Source organism: Citrobacter sp. Ce129 (genome assembly GCF_030334545.1).
GTDB lineage: Bacteria > Pseudomonadota > Gammaproteobacteria > Enterobacterales > Enterobacteriaceae > Citrobacter > Citrobacter europaeus.
The window spans coordinates 249198-266689 of the sequence record NZ_JAOWDS010000074.1 but is presented as its reverse complement, the minus strand read 5'-3'; the positions used below and the strand labels follow the sequence as shown (position 1 = coordinate 266689).

Below are 17492 nucleotides of genomic sequence, written 5' to 3'. Positions count from 1 at the left end.
TTACCGGCCTGCTGACCATTCACACCGGTTGCGAGGGTACCGCTGTTAACCAGGTCGCCCCCCACCGTGAACAGGAGGTTGTCGCCGGTCCCGGTTCCCACCTGCAGCACACCGGCGTTATTCACATGACCTGCAACGCCCCCCGTGCCCGAGAGCATCCCCGCAGCCGCAATGTTGACTTCGCTACTGGCCAGCGTGACCGGAGATGTACCGTCCCCCAGTACCAGGCCGCCCTGCTCAATCTCCGTTTTGCCCGTCCAGGCGGCGTTATTGCCGACGGTAATGGAGCCGGCTCCCAGCTTGGTCACATCGCCGCTACCATAAACCTCGTTATTAAGCTGCCAGTCGGTATTACTGTTCAGCACCAGTGAACCGCTGTTGCTCACCTCTGCGCTGCCCAGATTTTCTGCTGTGAACGCGGTGAGCCGGGAATCCGCATCCACAGCAAATTGCCCCGTAAAGGCGCTGTTGTTGCCCACCAGCGCGACATCGCTTTCGCTGACTTCAACCCGTCCGGCATCGCTGATGCTGTTGTAAAGCGCGCCTGCGGCCTTGCTCATCGTCAGCGTCCCCGCCGCCACAATATCGCCGGTGCCAAGGCCCAGCGTCGTGTTCATCAGCACGCGCGCGCCTTCTGCAATGGTCGTTTTTGCCGTCAGCGTGCTGTTTTCACCGGTGATGGTCAGCGTGTCGCCATTGATGTTCAGCGCGCCGCTTCCGGTCAATATTCCATCAGCTGTGCCACCCTGCTGCAGGGTCAGGCTACCGCCATTGATGTTCAGCAGTGAGTCAGCCGCCGCCGTCAGCTTACCGACAGTCTGGCTATAACCGTTCATGTCAAAACCGGTATCAGCGGCCAGGCGCAGTTCGCTGGTCTGTCCCAGAACATTATCGTTTTTCATCAGCAGGTTGCCGCTGCGTACATCGGTGATACCGGTGTAATCGTTATCCATATTCGACAGCGATACCGTCTGCCCTCTGGCGCTGTCAAACGCCAGATCGCCAGTGCCTGTCACGCGGGCGCTGAGATCTGCGGCATTACCAGCTTTACCGTTCGCATCCAGGACCAGTGCATTGTCTCCGGAGGCCAGCAGTTCGACCTGCGTCAGACCATAGCTAATATACAGTCCATCATCGTTTTCCCCGCCGGTAAGGCGATAATCATAGGTTCCGTTCGCAACAATCTCGCCATTTTGGCTGATGCCGGCTTCAACCCCATCGCTGATGATATTGCCATTGCTATCGGTTAGCGTCAGATTGCCCGCACCGCCAGAGACGGCAGTATCTGATGTCGCCAGTTGGATCAGCGACTGCGCATCGTCCTGTTCAAGAAGTGACAGCGTGGTATCAGCCAGCGGCCGATCGTTGGTAATCGTGCCGGTATCAACCTGCACGGTTCCGCGTCCGGAGAGATCCATCGCGCCAGCATGAATTGTTCCTGCGGCACTGCTCTGCCCCGGCGTCACACCGTCAAAGCTGACGGTGCCGCCGTTAAACGCCACGCCGCCGATATTCTGCTCACCGGAGCCTACGTGGGTGACGCTCCCCTCGCCGATATTTAATGTTGCCTGGCTCAGCGCCTGGGTATTTAATCCGGCCAGCTCAAAGGTGCTGTTCATCAGCGTCAGCGTCCCCTTGAATCCATCAGCCGCATTGTTGCTGGTAAAATCAAACGCATTACCGCTGGCATCAACGGCGACCGTTCCCGTTCCCGCCAGATGGCTGTTAAAGGCCAGCGCAGCGTCAGAATTCAGCGTCAAGGTGCTGGTCGCATCAATATTGTAACCCGTACCGATCGCATCGTTTTGGCTATCACCCAACGCATAATCAACATTATTAACGGTAAATACTGAACCCGCGGTGAGATCGATATGCTCCATGCCGGTAATAGCATCGGCGCGATTGAGGATGTACTGTGCATTATTCAGCTGAAGTGTATCCTCCCCGTCACCACCATTGAGGCTGGTAAACAGCGAGGTTTCTGTCTCTTTGACATCTTTCAGGACGTACAGATCGTTACCACTACCCGTCTGGATGTCGGTTGCGGTACTGCCAGACTCCAGCATAACGGTGTTATCACCGCTCATCAGGTTAACCTGACCAACAATGCTGGCGCCCGCCGCGTTAGTAAACGCGATGCCTGCCCCCGAGAGCATTTCTACCGCTTTTTGCGACGCATCCAGCGCTTTAATAACGCCTTTATTGATAAACGTTTCCAGAGAACCGTTATCAACATTCACCACCGCGTGGCTGGTCGATTTCGACGTCAGCTCACCAGCCTGTTCAACATTTTTGGTCGTGCCACCAACAATCAACGCTTCACCACCGTTAGCGTCGAGCACGTTAACGCTGACGCCCGTTTTCAGGTCAGTTGACGCATTGGTGACGATCCCTTTCCCCGCAGCCTGCTCAACATTGATAACCAGAGCGCGCGAGTCAGACATATCCAGCGTTTGATTCGTTTCGCTGCCGTCGATATTTTCAAACAAGATCCCCGTACCGCTCCCCGTCACGTTAATCGTTCCGGAGTTGGTCTGCGCCAGGGATGCCCCGGTATGAATACCGATACCATTCCCCACGCTGATGGTTGTATCTTTTAGCTGAATACCCGCGATGTTGGCGACATTTTCAATGGAGCTGCCTTTACCCGTGCTGTCCATGGTGATAGTGGCTCCATCGACCAGCAGACCTTGCGCGCCAGCGGCCAGCAAGATACCGTGCGCGTCTCCTGATGCTTTGGTTTCTCCCGAACCCGTCAAACTTAATGACGCATCATTGCCGACGAGATAGGCTGCGGTGCCATCCGTCGCGCTAACCGTCGCATTGTTGTTCACAACGGAATCAGCGCCTTCAATGCTGACCGCCACGCCATTAACCTTGATGTCGCCGTCGTTATTCAACGTACCGCCGGAAACCAGCACGCCTGTGCTGCCCGCCTGATCAAAGTCGATTTTACCTTTATGGTTGAGCGTACCGCCGTTACGAGCGATGTAGCCGAAAGCGCCATCCGCCGTATTGCTGGTATTCAGCGTGGCGTAACTGGTCAGGGTTGAGTCGCCTTTCTGGCTCTCATCAACATTCCCGGACAAGTCATAATAATTACCATCAACAATCCCGGCTGTGGTGTCTTTACCGGAAAGTTTCACGATCACCGCGTCTTTGGTGATAACCCCATCCGCTCCGCCTTCAACCCTAATCCCGGTCGCACCGTCCCCGGTAATACTCAGCGATTGCGAGCCGGAATCAAAATGGCTCCCCGCCCCGGTCACCTGCAGAATTGTGCTGTTTGTGCCTGATGCCATCATTGTCGTACCAGACGACCCGCTACCATCAAAAGTCGCGCCACCCTCTATGCGATATAACGTTGAGCCTTCAGTCGAGACGTCCTGCGTATTAGTAGAAGAAGCGTTAACTTTTGAACCTGCACCATAAACAAAATAGCCAATTTGGTTCTTGCCGCTGGTAAATGAGACATTGCCCGTATTGGTAATATCGATAACACCGCCGTCACGAACGTGCAGACCAATGGCGTTATCTGCGGCAAGGTTCACGCTCCCACTCATCGTAAGCTGAGACCCGGCCCCTTCGACCCAGGCGCCAATATTTTTTAACGAATTGTCCGTTGTGCTGCCATTGGTGATATTTATCGTGCCCGAATGCAGCGCCTGACTCCCTCCCTGCAGCTCAATGCCGCTGGCACTGTACCCATTGAGGTTAATCGTGCCGCTGTTCACCAGCCCTTTTGCACCGTTAATTCCCATCAAGCCAATATTTTGCGCAGAACCGGTGCCATTGATATCAATGACGCCGTCCTGGGTAACGTTGATTGCGCCAGGAGACGTACTACCGTTGGCCTGAATGGCAACAGCATTCTCGACTTTTTCGCCAATCGTGATGTTACCGGTGTTAGTGATGGTCCCACTCTTCACATACATACCAATGGCCGGAAGAGTGACCTGTACCTCGCTGGTCGCCTCATCTTTTACCGCTTGCGCAGTACGTCCGATGTAAATCGTGCCGTTATTGGTAGCAACAGCATTACGCTGCACAAATACGCCGTAGGTATAGACGCTATCGGAAGATTTCGCAGGCTCGCCTCCGGTGGCAATATTCATTACCCCGTTATTAATAAAGGTTGCCGTGTCATTCATCAGCACGCCATAAGCGTTATAGATATCCTGGTGCGAGGCGAGGTTGATAACGCCGTCGCTCTGTACCTTCGTCGTTCCGGTCGCGAGAATCCCGGTATGAGCGCCAACCCACGCATTTTTCACATCACGACTGGTTCCCGCGTCAATAATCCCGTTGTTATTTACGATGCTATCACGCGCGGAAACGACATAATCACCACCAGATGCGCCGGCTGCAGCCCCCAGCGTACCGTTGTTATTGAGCGTGGCTCCGTCGGTTAGCGTCACCACGGAAGTATCACTGAACACCGCCTGAATATTGGCATCAGCAGAAATATTGACGACAGAGCGCGCCCCGGACGCTTTAATAAAGCTGTTCACATCACGATTTGCAGCCTGCAACACCGCATCGCCGTCCGGGATATTGGTGTCAAAGTGAATGTTTTTCTGTTCTGTAGTGTAGGCTTTATGCAGCTCAGCCTCGTAGTCCGCGGGCGAAAGTTGGCCAGCCTCTACGGCTTTCACCAGAGCATCATTGTAGTTTTTTAAATCATCCAGATTATTGACCGTATACTCGCCAAGCGAGCTGGAGAAGGTGCCGTTGTAGGTTGCGGTGTCAAAGTTATAATCTTTACCGGCATTGTTCGCGACATTGCCAACGCTACCGCTTTGCACGATAGTTTTGGCGTTGTAATTCAGTACCGCGTCTTTTGTATCGCTGGCGCTGCTCTCAACGTTATAAACTCCAGAGACCTTCGTGACAGCATTGAAGATATTTGCCGGGTTTGATGCCCAGTCGCTTCCCGTTGAACCGACATTCACATCCAGCGTACCGCCTGATGTCACCGTCGCCAGCTTCATGTTTACATACTGCCCATCACCGACGCCGACCCCCAGATAAGTCGTCAGATCGCCAACGCTATTTGCAGCAAAATTATTGCTGTCATACACCTGGAGTGTACGCGAAGCCCCGGTGATGGGGTCAACATATTGAATGCTGTGGGTTCGGCCACCTAAAGTCGTCTGCGTCAGGTTTATATTTTCACTCCCTGACGAAATATACCCATTATCCATTGCCTGTTGAATCGTCATCGTTTTAAAGCCCGATGCACCTGAGGCAATGCTGCCATATCCTTTGGTACCGGTGATAATATTCATAGTTTCACCGTCACCGACAACAAGTTGCCCTGCGCCATTAGCGTTAGTCGATGGTAAGTAATCTGGCAAGACGTAGTCGGCGGCAAAAGCATATATGGAATGCGTAGCCAGTACGGCACCGATTATGCTTAGCGCTATTTTTGAAATATTGAATTTATGCGTTTTAGATTCAATACTACCTGAGCTATTGGTTTCTATAGAAGCGCTGCAACGCTTTGCCAGTTCAGAAACAACAACAGCGCACGAGTGCGAAACACTCCATACCACTTTAAAGATCTTGTTCATCATTACCATTCCGAATAATTCCACGATTACCCTTCCTGGTAAAATTCGTGGTCACATAGCATTATGGGATGCTCGTAATTACCCAGCGGTCAGGTACCTCTTCTCTGGAGATTTTCCCGCTGAAACATTGAGCAACTTGTACGTGACGAATGATATGGCCGCACCAACCAACAGTCTATTTATACTGATAAATTCGCAATTTATAGATGATTTATCCATGATTCAATTTGATTATAGGTTTAACTTTTGATGGAGCTGAAAAAACGAACAGATGAGTGTTAATGAATTGCATAAACAATGTAATGTGACAAATCCATCTCTGATACAACTAACAAACATTTCAAATTAAGTAAAACGCATATTAATTTATTTCGCGCCCCGTAAAAAAATTACTTATCAGCACAGTTCTGAAATAACAAACAACTTATAAGAGCAATCTCATTGTAAGATTTATTTGATAAACGTAACTCATTGGAGTTAGTTAAATATGAAAGCGAGAAAGAGGGTTACAGTCAATCAAAAAACACAACTTCGCGATAAGCAAGTTCCGGGAAATCTGTACCATCAGGAATTGACCGTAATAAGTTAAAAATCTCAACCCGTTTCTAATTATTGTTTAAGACTCTTGATACCATACTATTTTTCGATTATTTTACTTAAGTAATTTATCGTTTTCTCATTATAAAAATTGCCATCTACTAAGCTACCGACAATTTGTAAATCAACTAGCGACCCAGAATTACGGAGTTATCAAACCGGTGAATGAATATAGTGGTCTATCTGAAAATAGTAGCGCTCTTATAATTTCATCAAAATGAAGCAGGTATTTATACTTAAAATGAGTAATTTCATGGTTTTTTATGCCAGGAGTGTCCTTTACGATGCTAAAATGAAACGCCCCGCCTCCTGCATCGGACTTGTAACATCCGCGCTCCTGTAGTGAAGAAGAAATACCACTATGGTTTATAATTAAGTAATACTCTGTTAATGATGAAAAAATGAAATATCTAATTAACAATGAAGTTACATTCAGAACTGATGATGGCGTTTTGGCCAGTCTGAATCCGTCGGATAACGCCCTTACCCTGTCTATTACAGCAAACAGGATCTTCACCTATCTCCTCGAGCAGGAAGGAAAAGTGGTCTCGAGAGAAGAGATGTTTACCAATGTCTGGGACAAAAATGGTCTGCAGGCCTCAAATAATTCGTTAAGCCAATATATTTCTTTGATTCGTAAAGGATTACAGGAACTCGGTTGTGAACATGAGATTATTCAAACCGTGCCGCGGGTCGGCTTTTTCATCGCTGAAGGGCTGGTAGCCACCATTGAAGAACCGCCTTCAGTTACCGTGACTTCCCTTGCACCGCCGAAAGCCACGCCTTCCCTGTCTAAACGCGTAAAAATGATGTTGTTAGCTGCCGGGAGCATCTCCTTAATCATGCTTCTTTACCCAGTCAACACATTGTTTAACAGCGCTAAAACCAATCTTCCCGATGTACACCTGTATAAACTTGGCAATATCGACCTCTGTCCGGTCTATACCGTTTTTGAAAGCTCGCGAGAAGTAGCGACCGCAAAGCTTGAAAAAGCACAAAAAATGGCTGATTTACACCTGAAGTGTCTGGCTGGCGCATTGTTTATTTTCCAGCCTGACGATCTGTACGTCTACGGCGAAAAAGGTCGTGTATTTTTATCCCGCTGCACTTTCAATAATGTAGAAAAAACAAAGTTTGCTGGATGCAAGGACCTTTATATCCATGAATACTAAATATAAAACTAAGATATTACTTGCAGGAGCCGCCGTTCTGGTCGCCGTCAGCGCCTTGTTGAGCGCGAATGGAATTGCGCTCATTACAGTTAATCAGGGGATAAGCGTGCATTGCGTTTCAACACTCTCACTCCCCGAACTACCCGGGGGCGGGAAATACGACGGTAGCCTGATGCTCCAGTTGCAAAAAGATAACACCGGCGTCCTTGATTTTTCTGGAATTATTACCACGACGCCACCAGCAGACAACCGTCCAGGACATCGGCTTATCCTGCAACGCTCCGTCAGTTTTAATTACCGCATAGGAGACAAAGGCGTTGTGTTTTTGGAAGACATGAAAATGAGTAAACACAGTCTGGATAATGTGTCGGATGAGATGTTTACCCATAATATCTACGATCCGTTCACGCCCGGAAAACGTGCGCAAATGTATAAAATGAATAATGCCTATCTGTTAGGCAATACCTTTTCGCCCACAAACGTCTGCGTCAGTAAATTGTAGGAGTGAGCCGCCATCCAGCATCGACTTCCCCTCTTACCCTGTTCCTACTGCTGAACCAGAGTAGCGCCACGGCAACGCACGGGCCCTGACTCCACGTGTGGCGATTCACTGTCGCCACACGCTTTCATCCTATCTCTCAACCGGATAATCGCTGTTAATCCACGCGTGATCGTCTTCCCAGGTAAACATCCATTTGCGTACCGGACCCGCCATCACATTAAGGTAGTAGCTGTCATATCCCGCCAGGGTTGCCACCGGGTGGTACCCTTTTGGCACCATCACCACGTCGCGGTTGTAGACCGCCATACACTCATCGAGCGACCTGTCGTCGGTGTATACCCGCTGCATACAAAATCCCTGCGGCGGGTTGAGCCGATGGTAGTAGGTCTCTTCCAGATACGTTTCGTGAGGAGGATTATCGGTGTCATGCTTGTGGCTTGGGTAAGAACTGGTGCAGCCTTCATTGGTCCACACCTCCACCACCAACAAGCTATCAGCAGGTTTATCTTCCGGTAAGATGTTATGCACGTAACGCTGGTTATGGCCTTTGCCGCGCGCTTCACCATCGATATCCTTAGGTGCAATCAGCCGCGTCGGGTAGGTTCCTTTTCCTGGTGCAGCACAAACTGCCAGCTCCAGTCTGGTCACCGCCTGGACCTGTATTGCCTCGCCAGAAGTGACATACACCGCCCATGGTTTGATGCGTTCAAACGGGCTCATCCGCTCGCCGATATCCGTAAAGGTTGCGCCCGACGTGGTGATGGTCGCGCGTCCAGCGACCAGTACCAGACAGCGTTCTTCGCTGACAGCAGGCAACGTCAACTGCTGCCCTTCCTCCAGTTCATACGCTCTAAAGCCGACATATCCCCAGCCAGCGCCTTCAGGCGTCACCGACTGCGTACACCCTTGCGCGTCCGGCTGCTGCCAGCGTGATAATAAACGTGACATGTCACCTCCTCAGATAAGCCCGGCATCACGCGCCAGACGGCTAAGGTTGTTATAACCCAGACGCGCATACGTCAGCGGGTGCGCGATAGCCGGATCCTGCTCCGCCTCCACGACTAACCAACCCTGATACCGATTCTCCTTCAGCAAGGCCATGATCGGCGGATAGTCAACGCAGCCGTCGCCCGGCACGGTGAAGACCCCGCTCAGTACCGCATCAAGGAAGCTGGTTTTGCGATTTTTGACATCCGCCAGCACGTCGGCGCGCACGTCTTTGCAGTGAACATGGTTGATACGCGATGCCCAGCGCCGCGCCACCGCCAGCGGATCGGCCCCGGCGAAGGTCAAATGTCCGGTGTCGAGCAGTAACCCAACCTCATCACCGGTATGCGTCATCAGATTATCCACATCCTCAGCAGACTCAATCACCGTGCCCATATGATGGTGATAAGCAACTTGCACTCCCTGCTGCTGGGTGTAGCGCGCAAACTCGGTGAGTTTTTCACCGTATTCTTGCCAGCGTGCCTGCGGGAAACGCGGACGCAGATGCACCGGCGTCTGCTGCTCGCCGTGAATGCAGCCACTGACTTCGGCAAATACCAGCACCTTCGCGCCCAGTTCGCGCAGTAACGTCAGGTGCGATTGTACGGCGGCAATCTCCTCCTCCACGCTGCGTTCCAGCAGACGTCCGGAGTACCAACCGGAAACCAGTTGCAGGTCGTGACGCTGTAAAATGGGGCCAAGCAGTCGCGCCTCGCGCGGGAATTTATTGCCCAGTTCGAAACCGGCAAATCCGGCCTCTTTGCCCTCGCTCAGACACGTATCAAGCGACGTCTCAGCGCCCAGTGAAGGAAGATCGTCATTCGTCCATGTCAGTGGATTAATACCTAATTGTACCGTCATCATCTTCTCCTGAATTATGCTTGTCCGCGCTCGCGCCACCAGGCGATAAGCTGCAGGTAGTTATCTTTAATGCGCGCCACCAGCTGCGCATCGTCAATATCGTGTTTCAACCACGCGCGGGAAGCGTCGCCGAACAGCGTGCGTCCCACAGCAAACCCTTTCACCACCCCGTGGCCCGCAGCCGCTTTGAAATCAGCGCGCAGTTGCTCAGCCGGAGCATCCAGCCCGAGGATCACCACTCCACGGCAGTGCGGGTCGCGTCGCGCGATAATTTCACTCAGCGAGCTCCAGCCAGCAGAAGTGAGCGGCGGGAGTTTCCACCAGTCCGGGTAAACACCTAAGTTGTAGAAGCGGGAAATGGCGCGCAAATACAGTTCATCACTGCGCGGCATACTGGCGGGCAAAATCACCTCCAACAGCAGTTCATGCCCGGACTGGCAGCAGGCGCGGTACACTTCGGTAATTTTCTGTTCTTGTTCCAGACGCAGCGCGTGGGCATCTTCCGGATGGAAAAAGACCAGACACTTCACCACATGCTCCTGCGGCCAACTGATGAGCTGCGAACCTATATTGCCGTGCTCCATCTCCAGCGGGCGCGATCCCGGCAGTTCGATAGGGCGACCGATCCACCATCCCTCTCCGGTTATCGAATTCAGCGCATCCTGACCAAACGTACCATCGCACAGCAGCCCGGCCTTGCCCTCCAGCCCGGCGCTGTTGGCCGCTTCACGGCTGGCCTGCAAAATAAGCTGTTTCAATGCCGGAATACGTTTCAGGGATGCGCCGCACTGCAGCGCCATCTCTTCAAGCTGACTGCGGTGATCGAAGGCCATCACGCACAGTTCCGGCCATGCGCGGCGACGGGTCGTCACGCGATGCAAATGATTAAGATGCGGATCGAGATCCGGACGTGGAACCTCTGCAGCGCGAGAAAGATAATCATCAAGCTCAACTTTGCTCGGCATCGCCGGCGCACAGCCGTGACGCGACACCACCAGCGCACCGCAGGCGTTGGCATAGCGGCATGCCTGCTCCCATCCCTCATCGTTGAGATAGCCGCGCAGCAGACCGGACATAAACGCATCCCCCGCCCCCAGCACGTTCAGCACCTCCACGCGCACGCCTGTCACCGTCAGGCCATCGTCAAGTCGGGGCGGGATCGCGTCGGTATACACCGAGCAGCCGAGCGCACCGCGCTTGCAGACCAGCGTCGCGTGACTCACGCCGCGAACCTGCGCCAGCGCCTGCAACGTATCGGTACTGCCGCCCGCGATATGAAACTCCTCTTCAGTGCCGACAATCACATCAAAAAGATGCAACACCTCCTGTAACTGGCGAGTGACCTGATCGGCGGCGATAAAACGTGTTTCGCCGTCGCCTAAGGAAGTAAGTCCCCACAGCACCGGGCGATAGTCGATATCCAGCGCCGTACGCACGCCGTGACGCCGGGCGTAAGCGAGCGCCGTCAACACCGCCTCGCGGGTTTGTGGATGAGAGAGATGCGTCCCGGTGATGGCAAGACAACGAGCAGAAGCGATGTACTGTTCATCAACATCGCTGGCGGTAATCGCCATATCCGCGCAGTTATCACGGTAAAAAATCAGTGGGAAGGTGTCCCGGTCTTTAATGCCGAGTAGTACCAACGCCGTCAGGCGGTCTTTATCGGTGATCAGATGGCTGGTATCGCAGCCTACCTGGCTTAATTCTTCACGCAGGAAACGCCCCATATGTTCGTCGCCAACCCGCGCCAGCATTGAGGAGCGCAATCCCTGGCGTGCCGTGCCGTAAGCCACATTGCCGGACGAGCCGCCAAGATATTTGGCAAAGCTCGACACATCTTCCAGGCGCGCGCCAATTTGCTGACTGTAGAGGTCAACCGCCACGCGGCCCATGCATATCACATCAAACTGCTTTTCCACGTTGATACCTCTTCAGACAATGTCGTTCACGTTCAGCCAGCGGCCTTCCTGGTGCGAGAGTGCGATAGCGTCGAGCACGCGCGACACCTTCCAGCCCTCTTCAAAGTCCGGCCACAGCGGCGCATCGGCGGCAATACCGTCCACCAGGTCACGTACTTCCACGGTTTTCTGGTCGTTAAAACCGATACCATGCCCGGCCCCCATGCAAAATGCGCCGTAGTCCGGGTGTGCCGGGCCAACCAGCAAAGTACGAAATCCCTGGCGGTTGACCGGATCGTCATGCAGATAGAGCTTCAGCTCGGCCATACGCTCCTGGGTAAAACTGATAGTCCCTTTGGTCCCGGTAATCACATACGACAACCCCATCTTGCGGCCACAAGCCACGCGGGAGGTTTCAATCACCCCTTGCGCGCCGCCCGCGAAGCGCACCATTGCGTGAGCCTGATCTTCGTTTTCTACCGTCACCATTTGCGAGGAACCAACCTGCGCTGGACGCTGTGGCACCACAATCTTCAGGTCGCCGCAGACCTGCTGAATATCCCCCACCAGGTACTGCGCCATATTGACGATATGCGCCGCCAGATCGCCAAGCGCCCCAAGTCCGGCGGTCTCTTTAAAACAGTGCCAGTGGATCGGCGCAAGGGGATCGGCCATGTAGTCTTCGTTGTGGGTGCCGTAGAAATGGATCACCTCGCCAATCTCACCGCGCGCAATAATCTCTTTCGCCAGTTGCGCCGTTGGGTTCTTCATGTAGTTGAATCCCACCAGCGTTTTCACCCCCGCCCGTTTTGCGGCCTCAACCATTTCACGTGCGTCGTGGGCGTTCAGCGCCAGCGGCTTTTCTGAGTACACATGCTTGCCATGGCGAATCGCTTCCAGCGCCATCTCTTTATGCAGATGGTTGGGTGAGCAGATATCAACGACATCAATTGCCGGGTCGGCCACCAGCGCACGCCAGTCTCCGGTTGAGCGATTGAAGCCAAACGCCTGCGCCCGCTCGGCCGCCAGCTCCGGCGAGACTTCCGCCACCATTTCACGCACCAATTTGCCGCGCAGGTTAAACACCGTCGGGGCCTGGGCATAGGCGATGGCATGCGCCTTGCCGATATACCCGGTGCCAATCAATCCAATACGAACCTCTTTCATCATGATCCTCACAGTGCGCCGCGACGGCTCTTGGCGTAGGTATCGAACGCCACCGCCAGAACGATAATTAAGCCGGTAATAATTTGTTGGTAGTAAGCCGAGACGTTCATCAGCACCAGACCGTTAATCAGGATGCCCATGATGATCGAGCCGATAATGGTGCCGCCGATACGCCCGTAGCCGCCCATCAGCGAGGTGCCGCCAATGACTACCGAAGCGATGACGCGCAGCTCGAACGAGATCCCGGCCACTGCTTCCGCACTGCCCAACCGCGCGCTGAGAATGAAGCCCGCCAGCCCAGCCAGACAGCCAATTAACACGTAGACGCTCACCAGCACGCGCTTCACGTTGACCCCTGCCAGACGCGCCGCCTCCGGGTTGCCGCCGATGGCGTACACGAAGCGCCCCCAGCGGGTTTTATGCAGCGCCAGATAACCGCCTACGGCCACCAACGCGAATATCCAGATTGGAATAGAGATACCGAGCAGTTCGCCTCGCCCCCACCAGCGGTAGCCCGCGTCAAAACCGGCAATCGGCGCGCCGTCGTTAATCACCAGCGTCAGGCCGCGCCAGATAGTCATCCCACCGAGGGTGACGATAAACGGCGGCAGACGCAGGCGGGTCACACCGAGGCCATGCAGGAAACCAATCGCGGTCCCCATAGCCATACAGATCCCAAGGCCAATCAGCCAGCTCATGCCGCCCCAGGCATTCGGGTCAACGGTAGTGAAGTTGTCGCCCTTAATCACATACGCGGCGGTCATAGCACAGACCGCCAGGATGGAACCCACCGACAGATCGATCCCAGCGGTCAGAATGACAAACGTCATCCCCACAGCCATGATCCCGTAGATGGAGACTTCGGTCAGGATGTTGAAAATATTGCGTTCAGAAAGAAAGTTGCTGTTCTGCAACTGAAAGAAAATCAGCAGCAGGATCATGAAAATCAGTACCCCAAAGCGCTCAAAAAAGGCAATGGGATCAAGACGTCCGCCGCGTTTGGCAGGAACCTGCGTTTTAGAAATAATCTGCGTCATGAATCACTCCGTTATGCCGCATTCAGGGCGTTGTGGTTGATGGCCATCATCGTCATTAGCCGCTCTTCATTGGCGTCGTCACCGTGGATCTCGCCAGTCACCCGGCCCTCACTCAGCGTGATGATCCGATCGGAAACCGCCATGACTTCCGGCAGATCGGAGGAGATCACGATCACCGCCACGCCCTTTTTCGCCATATCAAACAGCACCTGATGGACTTCTGATTTGGTGCCAACATCGATGCCGCGCGTCGGTTCATCCACGATCAACACCCGAGGATTAAGCGCCATGCAGCGCGCGAGGATCACTTTTTGCTGGTTTCCGCCGGAGAGTTTGCGTACCTCCTGCGCGCTGTTGACCATTTTGATTTGTAGCGCCTGGCGGTAAGATTCGATCAGGGCATCCTCTTTACGGGTGTTCACAAACCAGCGCCAGTGCAGCAGTGACGAGAGGCTGGAGAGCGACAGGTTGTCACGGATCGACAGCCCAAGCACCGCGCCCTCTTTTTTACGATCTTCAGGTACCAGCGCCAGCCCCTGATCCAGCGCAAACAGCGGATCGCGCGGCTGATAGGGCACGCCATCAAGTTCAAAGCTGCCGGAAGTAAAACCATCGGCGCCAAACAGGCAGCGGGCCACTTCGGTACGCCCGGCGCCAACCAGCCCGGCGATGCCTAACACTTCTCCGGCATGAACATGGAAGCTAATGTCATGGAGTGCGATACCATGCGGATCCAGCGGCGGCTTTTCACGGCTAAGCCCCTTCACCGCCAGACGCACAGGTTTATTTTCATGATGAGTTTCGCTGGCCGGGCGGCGATTAAAGGCCACATCGCGCCCAACCATCAGGCGGATCAGCTGTTCAACGGTGGTCTGCGCAACTGCGCCGTTTCCGGTAAAACGCCCATCCTGGAAAACGGTGAACTGGTCGCAGAGTTGAAACACTTCATGCAGGCGATGGGTCACATAGATAATGCTCACGCCACGCCCTTTAAGTTCCCGCACCACCCGGTGCAGACTTTCTACTTCGCTGTCGCTCAACGCGGCGGAAGGTTCATCCATGATGATCAGCTTTGCGTTCAACGTCAGCGCCCGCGCAATTTCCACCATTTGCTGCTGCGCCACGCTCAGTCGGGCCACGGCCGTGGTTGGCGCAACGTTCAGTTGCAGATAATCCAGAATTACCTGCGCCTCCTGATTCACCGCCTTTTCGTCAACAATCAGATTGCGTTTGCGCGGTTCACGCCCGAGAAACATATTCTCGGCGACGGTCATATTCGGCAGCAGATTAAATTCCTGATAAATAGTGATAATGCCCTTGTTCTGCCGCTCTACCGGAGAGTCCTCTACCGGCAACGTTTCGCCGTTAAACCAGATATCCCCGCGCGTTTGCGGCTGCGCACCCGCCAGCGCTTTCAGCAGAGTCGATTTTCCGGCGCCGTTCTCACCTAACAGCGCATGAATTTCGCCTGCTCCGACGGTCAGTTGCGCGCTGCTCAGCGCCCAGACGCCGGAAAAGCTTTTCGCCAGGTCAGTCACTTTCAGTAAGGGTTGCGACATCGGTCTGCTCCTCCTCATAGTGAGCCGCCACTTACGCGGCGGCTGCGAAAATACACTGAATCAGTTACCGGCCTCACTAATACGCTCGGCCTGCTGCAGGTTCTCTTTGGTGATAAGCGTTGGCGGATAGTCAGCCCCGGTTATCGCGGTCTTCTCCCGTACGTTATTCACCAACTGGGTCATGGCCGTTTTCACCGCAAATCCCGGACGCTGATCCGCCGTCACCGCCAGCCAGCCCTCGCGCACGCGCGCCAGCGCTTCCGGCACGGCATCGAAGCCCGTAACCAGAACCTCACCCGGTTTCAGCCCTTGTCCTTGCAATGCTTCAATCGCGCCCAGCGCCATATCGTCGTTAGCTGAGAGGATCACCTGCGGACGTTTCGGCAGCGAAGGCAGCACGCTTTCGACAATGCGCATCCCTTCAGAACGCATCCAGTTTCCGGTCTGATCGGCGACAATCTTGTACTTTTCACCGCCCGCCTTCAGGCTGTCGCGAATGCCTTTAGTACGTTCAATGTTGGAGGAGGAGCCCGGCTGGCCGGTCAGCAGAATGATGTCCGCCCCGTCAGGGAATTTGGTTTTGACAAAGTCGCCAATCGCCTGGCCGCCTTTGTAGTTGTTCGCGCCGAAGTGCGGCACTTTTTTCTGGCTGTCAACGGAGCGGTCGAGGGTAACAACGGGCAGTTTCGCATCCTGAATTTCATCTACCGCACTGGACACCGCGTTGACATCGTTCGGCGAAACGATAAAACCCTGTGCGCCACGGGTGATGGCGTTTTCCAGGTCAGCGACCTGTTTTGGCGAGCTACCTTGCCCGTCCAGGACCTGTAAATTCACGCCCATCTCTTTTGCGGCTTTCACCGCCGTACGCTGCATGTGAACTTCAAATGGCATCGCCAGGTTTGGCGTACTGAAAACAATTTGCTCATTTTCAGCAATGGCTGCCCCGGATGTCATGGCGATGAGGACAGCTAAGATCAGTTTTTTCATTATTATGTCTCTCTGTGTAGGGTAGGTTGTGGTGACAATCAGAGGAGAACTTCACGTTGGCTATGCAGTGACTCCAGCGCTTTATCCGCCAGATACAGCGCACGCTCACCATCGTCCCCGCTGCAATCAGGGACTGCTTCGCCGCGCAGAACCGCAACAAAGTGTTCCCATTCCGCGGCATAGGCCGATTTATAACGCTGCAAGAAGAAGTGTTCAGGTAACGCGCTGGTGCAGCCTGTCTTCGCGTAGTGTTGCACCTGGTTTTCGAGAATATTGCCCGCGCACAGCAGCCCTTCAGAGCCGTGTAGCTCAAGGCGCTGGTCGTAGCCGTAGGAGGAGCGGCGGCTGTTGACGATGGTCGCCATCGCGCCGGAGGCATATTTCAGTACGATGAACGCGGTGTCGATATCGCCCGCCTCGCCAATCGCCGGATCGACCAGGTTACTGCCCTGGGCATACACAGAAACCGGCTCTTCGCCCATGATAAAGCGCGCCATATCAAAATCGTGGATGGTCATATCGCGAAACATACCGCCGGACACGCGCACATATTCCGCAGGCGGCGGCGACGGATCGCGGGAGATTATCAGCAGCGATTCCGGCTTACCGATACGCCCGGCCAGTGCATCCGTTTTCACACGGCGGAACTGTGGATCGAAGCGGCGGTTGAAGCCGATGAACAACGGTACGTCGTACTCTTTGACCACTTTCAGACAGTCGCGTACGCGGGCCAGATCCAGGTGGACCGGCTTTTCACAGAAGATGGCTTTGCCATGACGAGCGGCCAGTTCAATCAGATCCGCATGGGTATCGGTCGCGGAGGCGATCAGCACGGCGTGAACATTAGGATCCGCCATCGCCTCATCCAGGCTTTGCAGACGAGCCTGGTACTGAGTGGCAAGACGGGTGGCAAATTCCTGATTCGGGTCGACGACGGACCAGAGGGTGGTGGCACTGTGACTGGCAATGTTAGCTGCATGTACCTGGCCAATTCGGCCAGCGCCCAGTAAAGCAATGTTAAACATAACGGCTCCCGGTGTTGGTGAATGCGATGAACTAACGACCCCTTAAATAAAACATTTATTTCATTTTTATAAATAGTGAAAATTATGTTTTTGAGTGCAAGTTAACACTTTTGAGATGAACGAG

At 53.9% G+C, this 17492-nt stretch carries 11 protein-coding genes; 2 read left to right on the top strand and 9 right to left on the bottom strand.

What is annotated here, in order from left to right; all coding sequences use genetic code 11:
• Nucleotides 1–5597, bottom strand: a 5597-nt coding sequence (locus OGV77_RS23930) for an ESPR-type extended signal peptide-containing protein (RefSeq protein ID WP_502873707.1), incomplete at its 3' end; no start/stop codon positions are given.
• 974 nt (nucleotides 5598–6571) lie between these two features.
• Between OGV77_RS23930 and OGV77_RS23925 the strand changes: the two genes are divergently transcribed.
• The gene (locus OGV77_RS23925; RefSeq protein WP_043017247.1) at nucleotides 6572–7342 is read left to right on the top strand and encodes a winged helix-turn-helix domain-containing protein; all 771 of its coding nucleotides are present in this window, start codon (nucleotides 6572–6574) and stop codon (nucleotides 7340–7342) included.
• Nucleotides 7332–7844, top strand: a complete 513-nt coding sequence (locus OGV77_RS23920; RefSeq protein WP_043017248.1) for a hypothetical protein — start codon at nucleotides 7332–7334, stop codon at nucleotides 7842–7844. Before OGV77_RS23925 ends, OGV77_RS23920 begins: the two co-directional genes overlap by 11 nt.
• 129 nt (nucleotides 7845–7973) lie before the next feature.
• Here OGV77_RS23920 and iolB read toward each other — a convergent pair whose 3' ends face one another.
• The 8 genes from iolB to iolG are packed head-to-tail and all read right to left on the bottom strand — an operon-like array spanning nucleotide 7974 to nucleotide 17368.
• Nucleotides 7974–8792, bottom strand: coding sequence for a 5-deoxy-glucuronate isomerase (gene iolB, locus OGV77_RS23915; RefSeq protein WP_043017249.1), 819 nt, complete (start codon nucleotides 8790–8792; stop codon nucleotides 7974–7976).
• A gap of 9 nt (nucleotides 8793–8801) precedes the next feature.
• Nucleotides 8802–9692 (bottom strand): myo-inosose-2 dehydratase, encoded by an 891-nt coding sequence (gene iolE / locus OGV77_RS23910; protein ID WP_043017250.1) that lies wholly within the window; start codon nucleotides 9690–9692, stop codon nucleotides 8802–8804.
• Nucleotides 9693–9706: 14 nt separating this feature from the next.
• Entirely contained in the window at nucleotides 9707–11611 is a 1905-nt protein-coding gene (locus tag OGV77_RS23905; protein ID WP_043017251.1) for a bifunctional 5-dehydro-2-deoxygluconokinase/5-dehydro-2-deoxyphosphogluconate aldolase, read from the bottom strand.
• A gap of 12 nt (nucleotides 11612–11623) precedes the next feature.
• Nucleotides 11624–12757, bottom strand: coding sequence for a Gfo/Idh/MocA family protein (locus OGV77_RS23900; protein WP_047409368.1), 1134 nt, complete (start codon nucleotides 12755–12757; stop codon nucleotides 11624–11626).
• A gap of 8 nt (nucleotides 12758–12765) precedes the next feature.
• Nucleotides 12766–13794, bottom strand: coding sequence for an ABC transporter permease (locus OGV77_RS23895; RefSeq protein ID WP_003826102.1), 1029 nt, complete (start codon nucleotides 13792–13794; stop codon nucleotides 12766–12768).
• Between the two features lie 11 nt (nucleotides 13795–13805).
• Nucleotides 13806–15353: a sugar ABC transporter ATP-binding protein gene (locus OGV77_RS23890; RefSeq protein WP_087050864.1), complete on the bottom strand. Its 1548-nt coding sequence runs from the start codon at nucleotides 15351–15353 to the stop codon at nucleotides 13806–13808.
• 60 nt (nucleotides 15354–15413) lie between these two features.
• Complete coding sequence (locus OGV77_RS23885) at nucleotides 15414–16343, bottom strand: sugar ABC transporter substrate-binding protein (RefSeq protein ID WP_043017254.1); 930 nt, start codon at nucleotides 16341–16343, stop codon at nucleotides 15414–15416.
• Nucleotides 16344–16381: 38 nt separating this feature from the next.
• Nucleotides 16382–17368 carry an inositol 2-dehydrogenase gene (gene iolG, locus OGV77_RS23880; protein WP_075145772.1) on the bottom strand — a complete coding sequence of 329 codons (987 nt, stop codon included), beginning with the start codon at nucleotides 17366–17368 and terminating at the stop codon, nucleotides 16382–16384.
• Between the last annotated feature and the right edge of the window lie 124 nt (nucleotides 17369–17492).

Bases quoted from the DNA above. Each gene is read 5' to 3' on its own strand.
- iolG (WP_075145772.1), bottom strand. From the start codon at position 17,368: ATGTTTAACATTGCTTTACTGGGCGCTGGCCGAATTGGCCAGGTACAT.
- OGV77_RS23885 (WP_043017254.1), bottom strand. From the start codon at position 16,343: ATGAAAAAACTGATCTTAGCTGTCCTCATCGCCATGACATCCGGGGCA.
- iolB (WP_043017249.1), bottom strand. From the start codon at position 8,792: ATGTCACGTTTATTATCACGCTGGCAGCAGCCGGACGCGCAAGGGTGT.
- OGV77_RS23900 (WP_047409368.1), bottom strand. From the start codon at position 12,757: ATGAAAGAGGTTCGTATTGGATTGATTGGCACCGGGTATATCGGCAAG.
- OGV77_RS23895 (WP_003826102.1), bottom strand. From the start codon at position 13,794: ATGACGCAGATTATTTCTAAAACGCAGGTTCCTGCCAAACGCGGCGGA.
- OGV77_RS23925 (WP_043017247.1), top strand. From the start codon at position 6,572: ATGAAATATCTAATTAACAATGAAGTTACATTCAGAACTGATGATGGC.
- iolE (WP_043017250.1), bottom strand. From the start codon at position 9,692: ATGACGGTACAATTAGGTATTAATCCACTGACATGGACGAATGACGAT.
- OGV77_RS23920 (WP_043017248.1), top strand. From the start codon at position 7,332: ATGAATACTAAATATAAAACTAAGATATTACTTGCAGGAGCCGCCGTT.
- OGV77_RS23890 (WP_087050864.1), bottom strand. From the start codon at position 15,353: ATGTCGCAACCCTTACTGAAAGTGACTGACCTGGCGAAAAGCTTTTCC.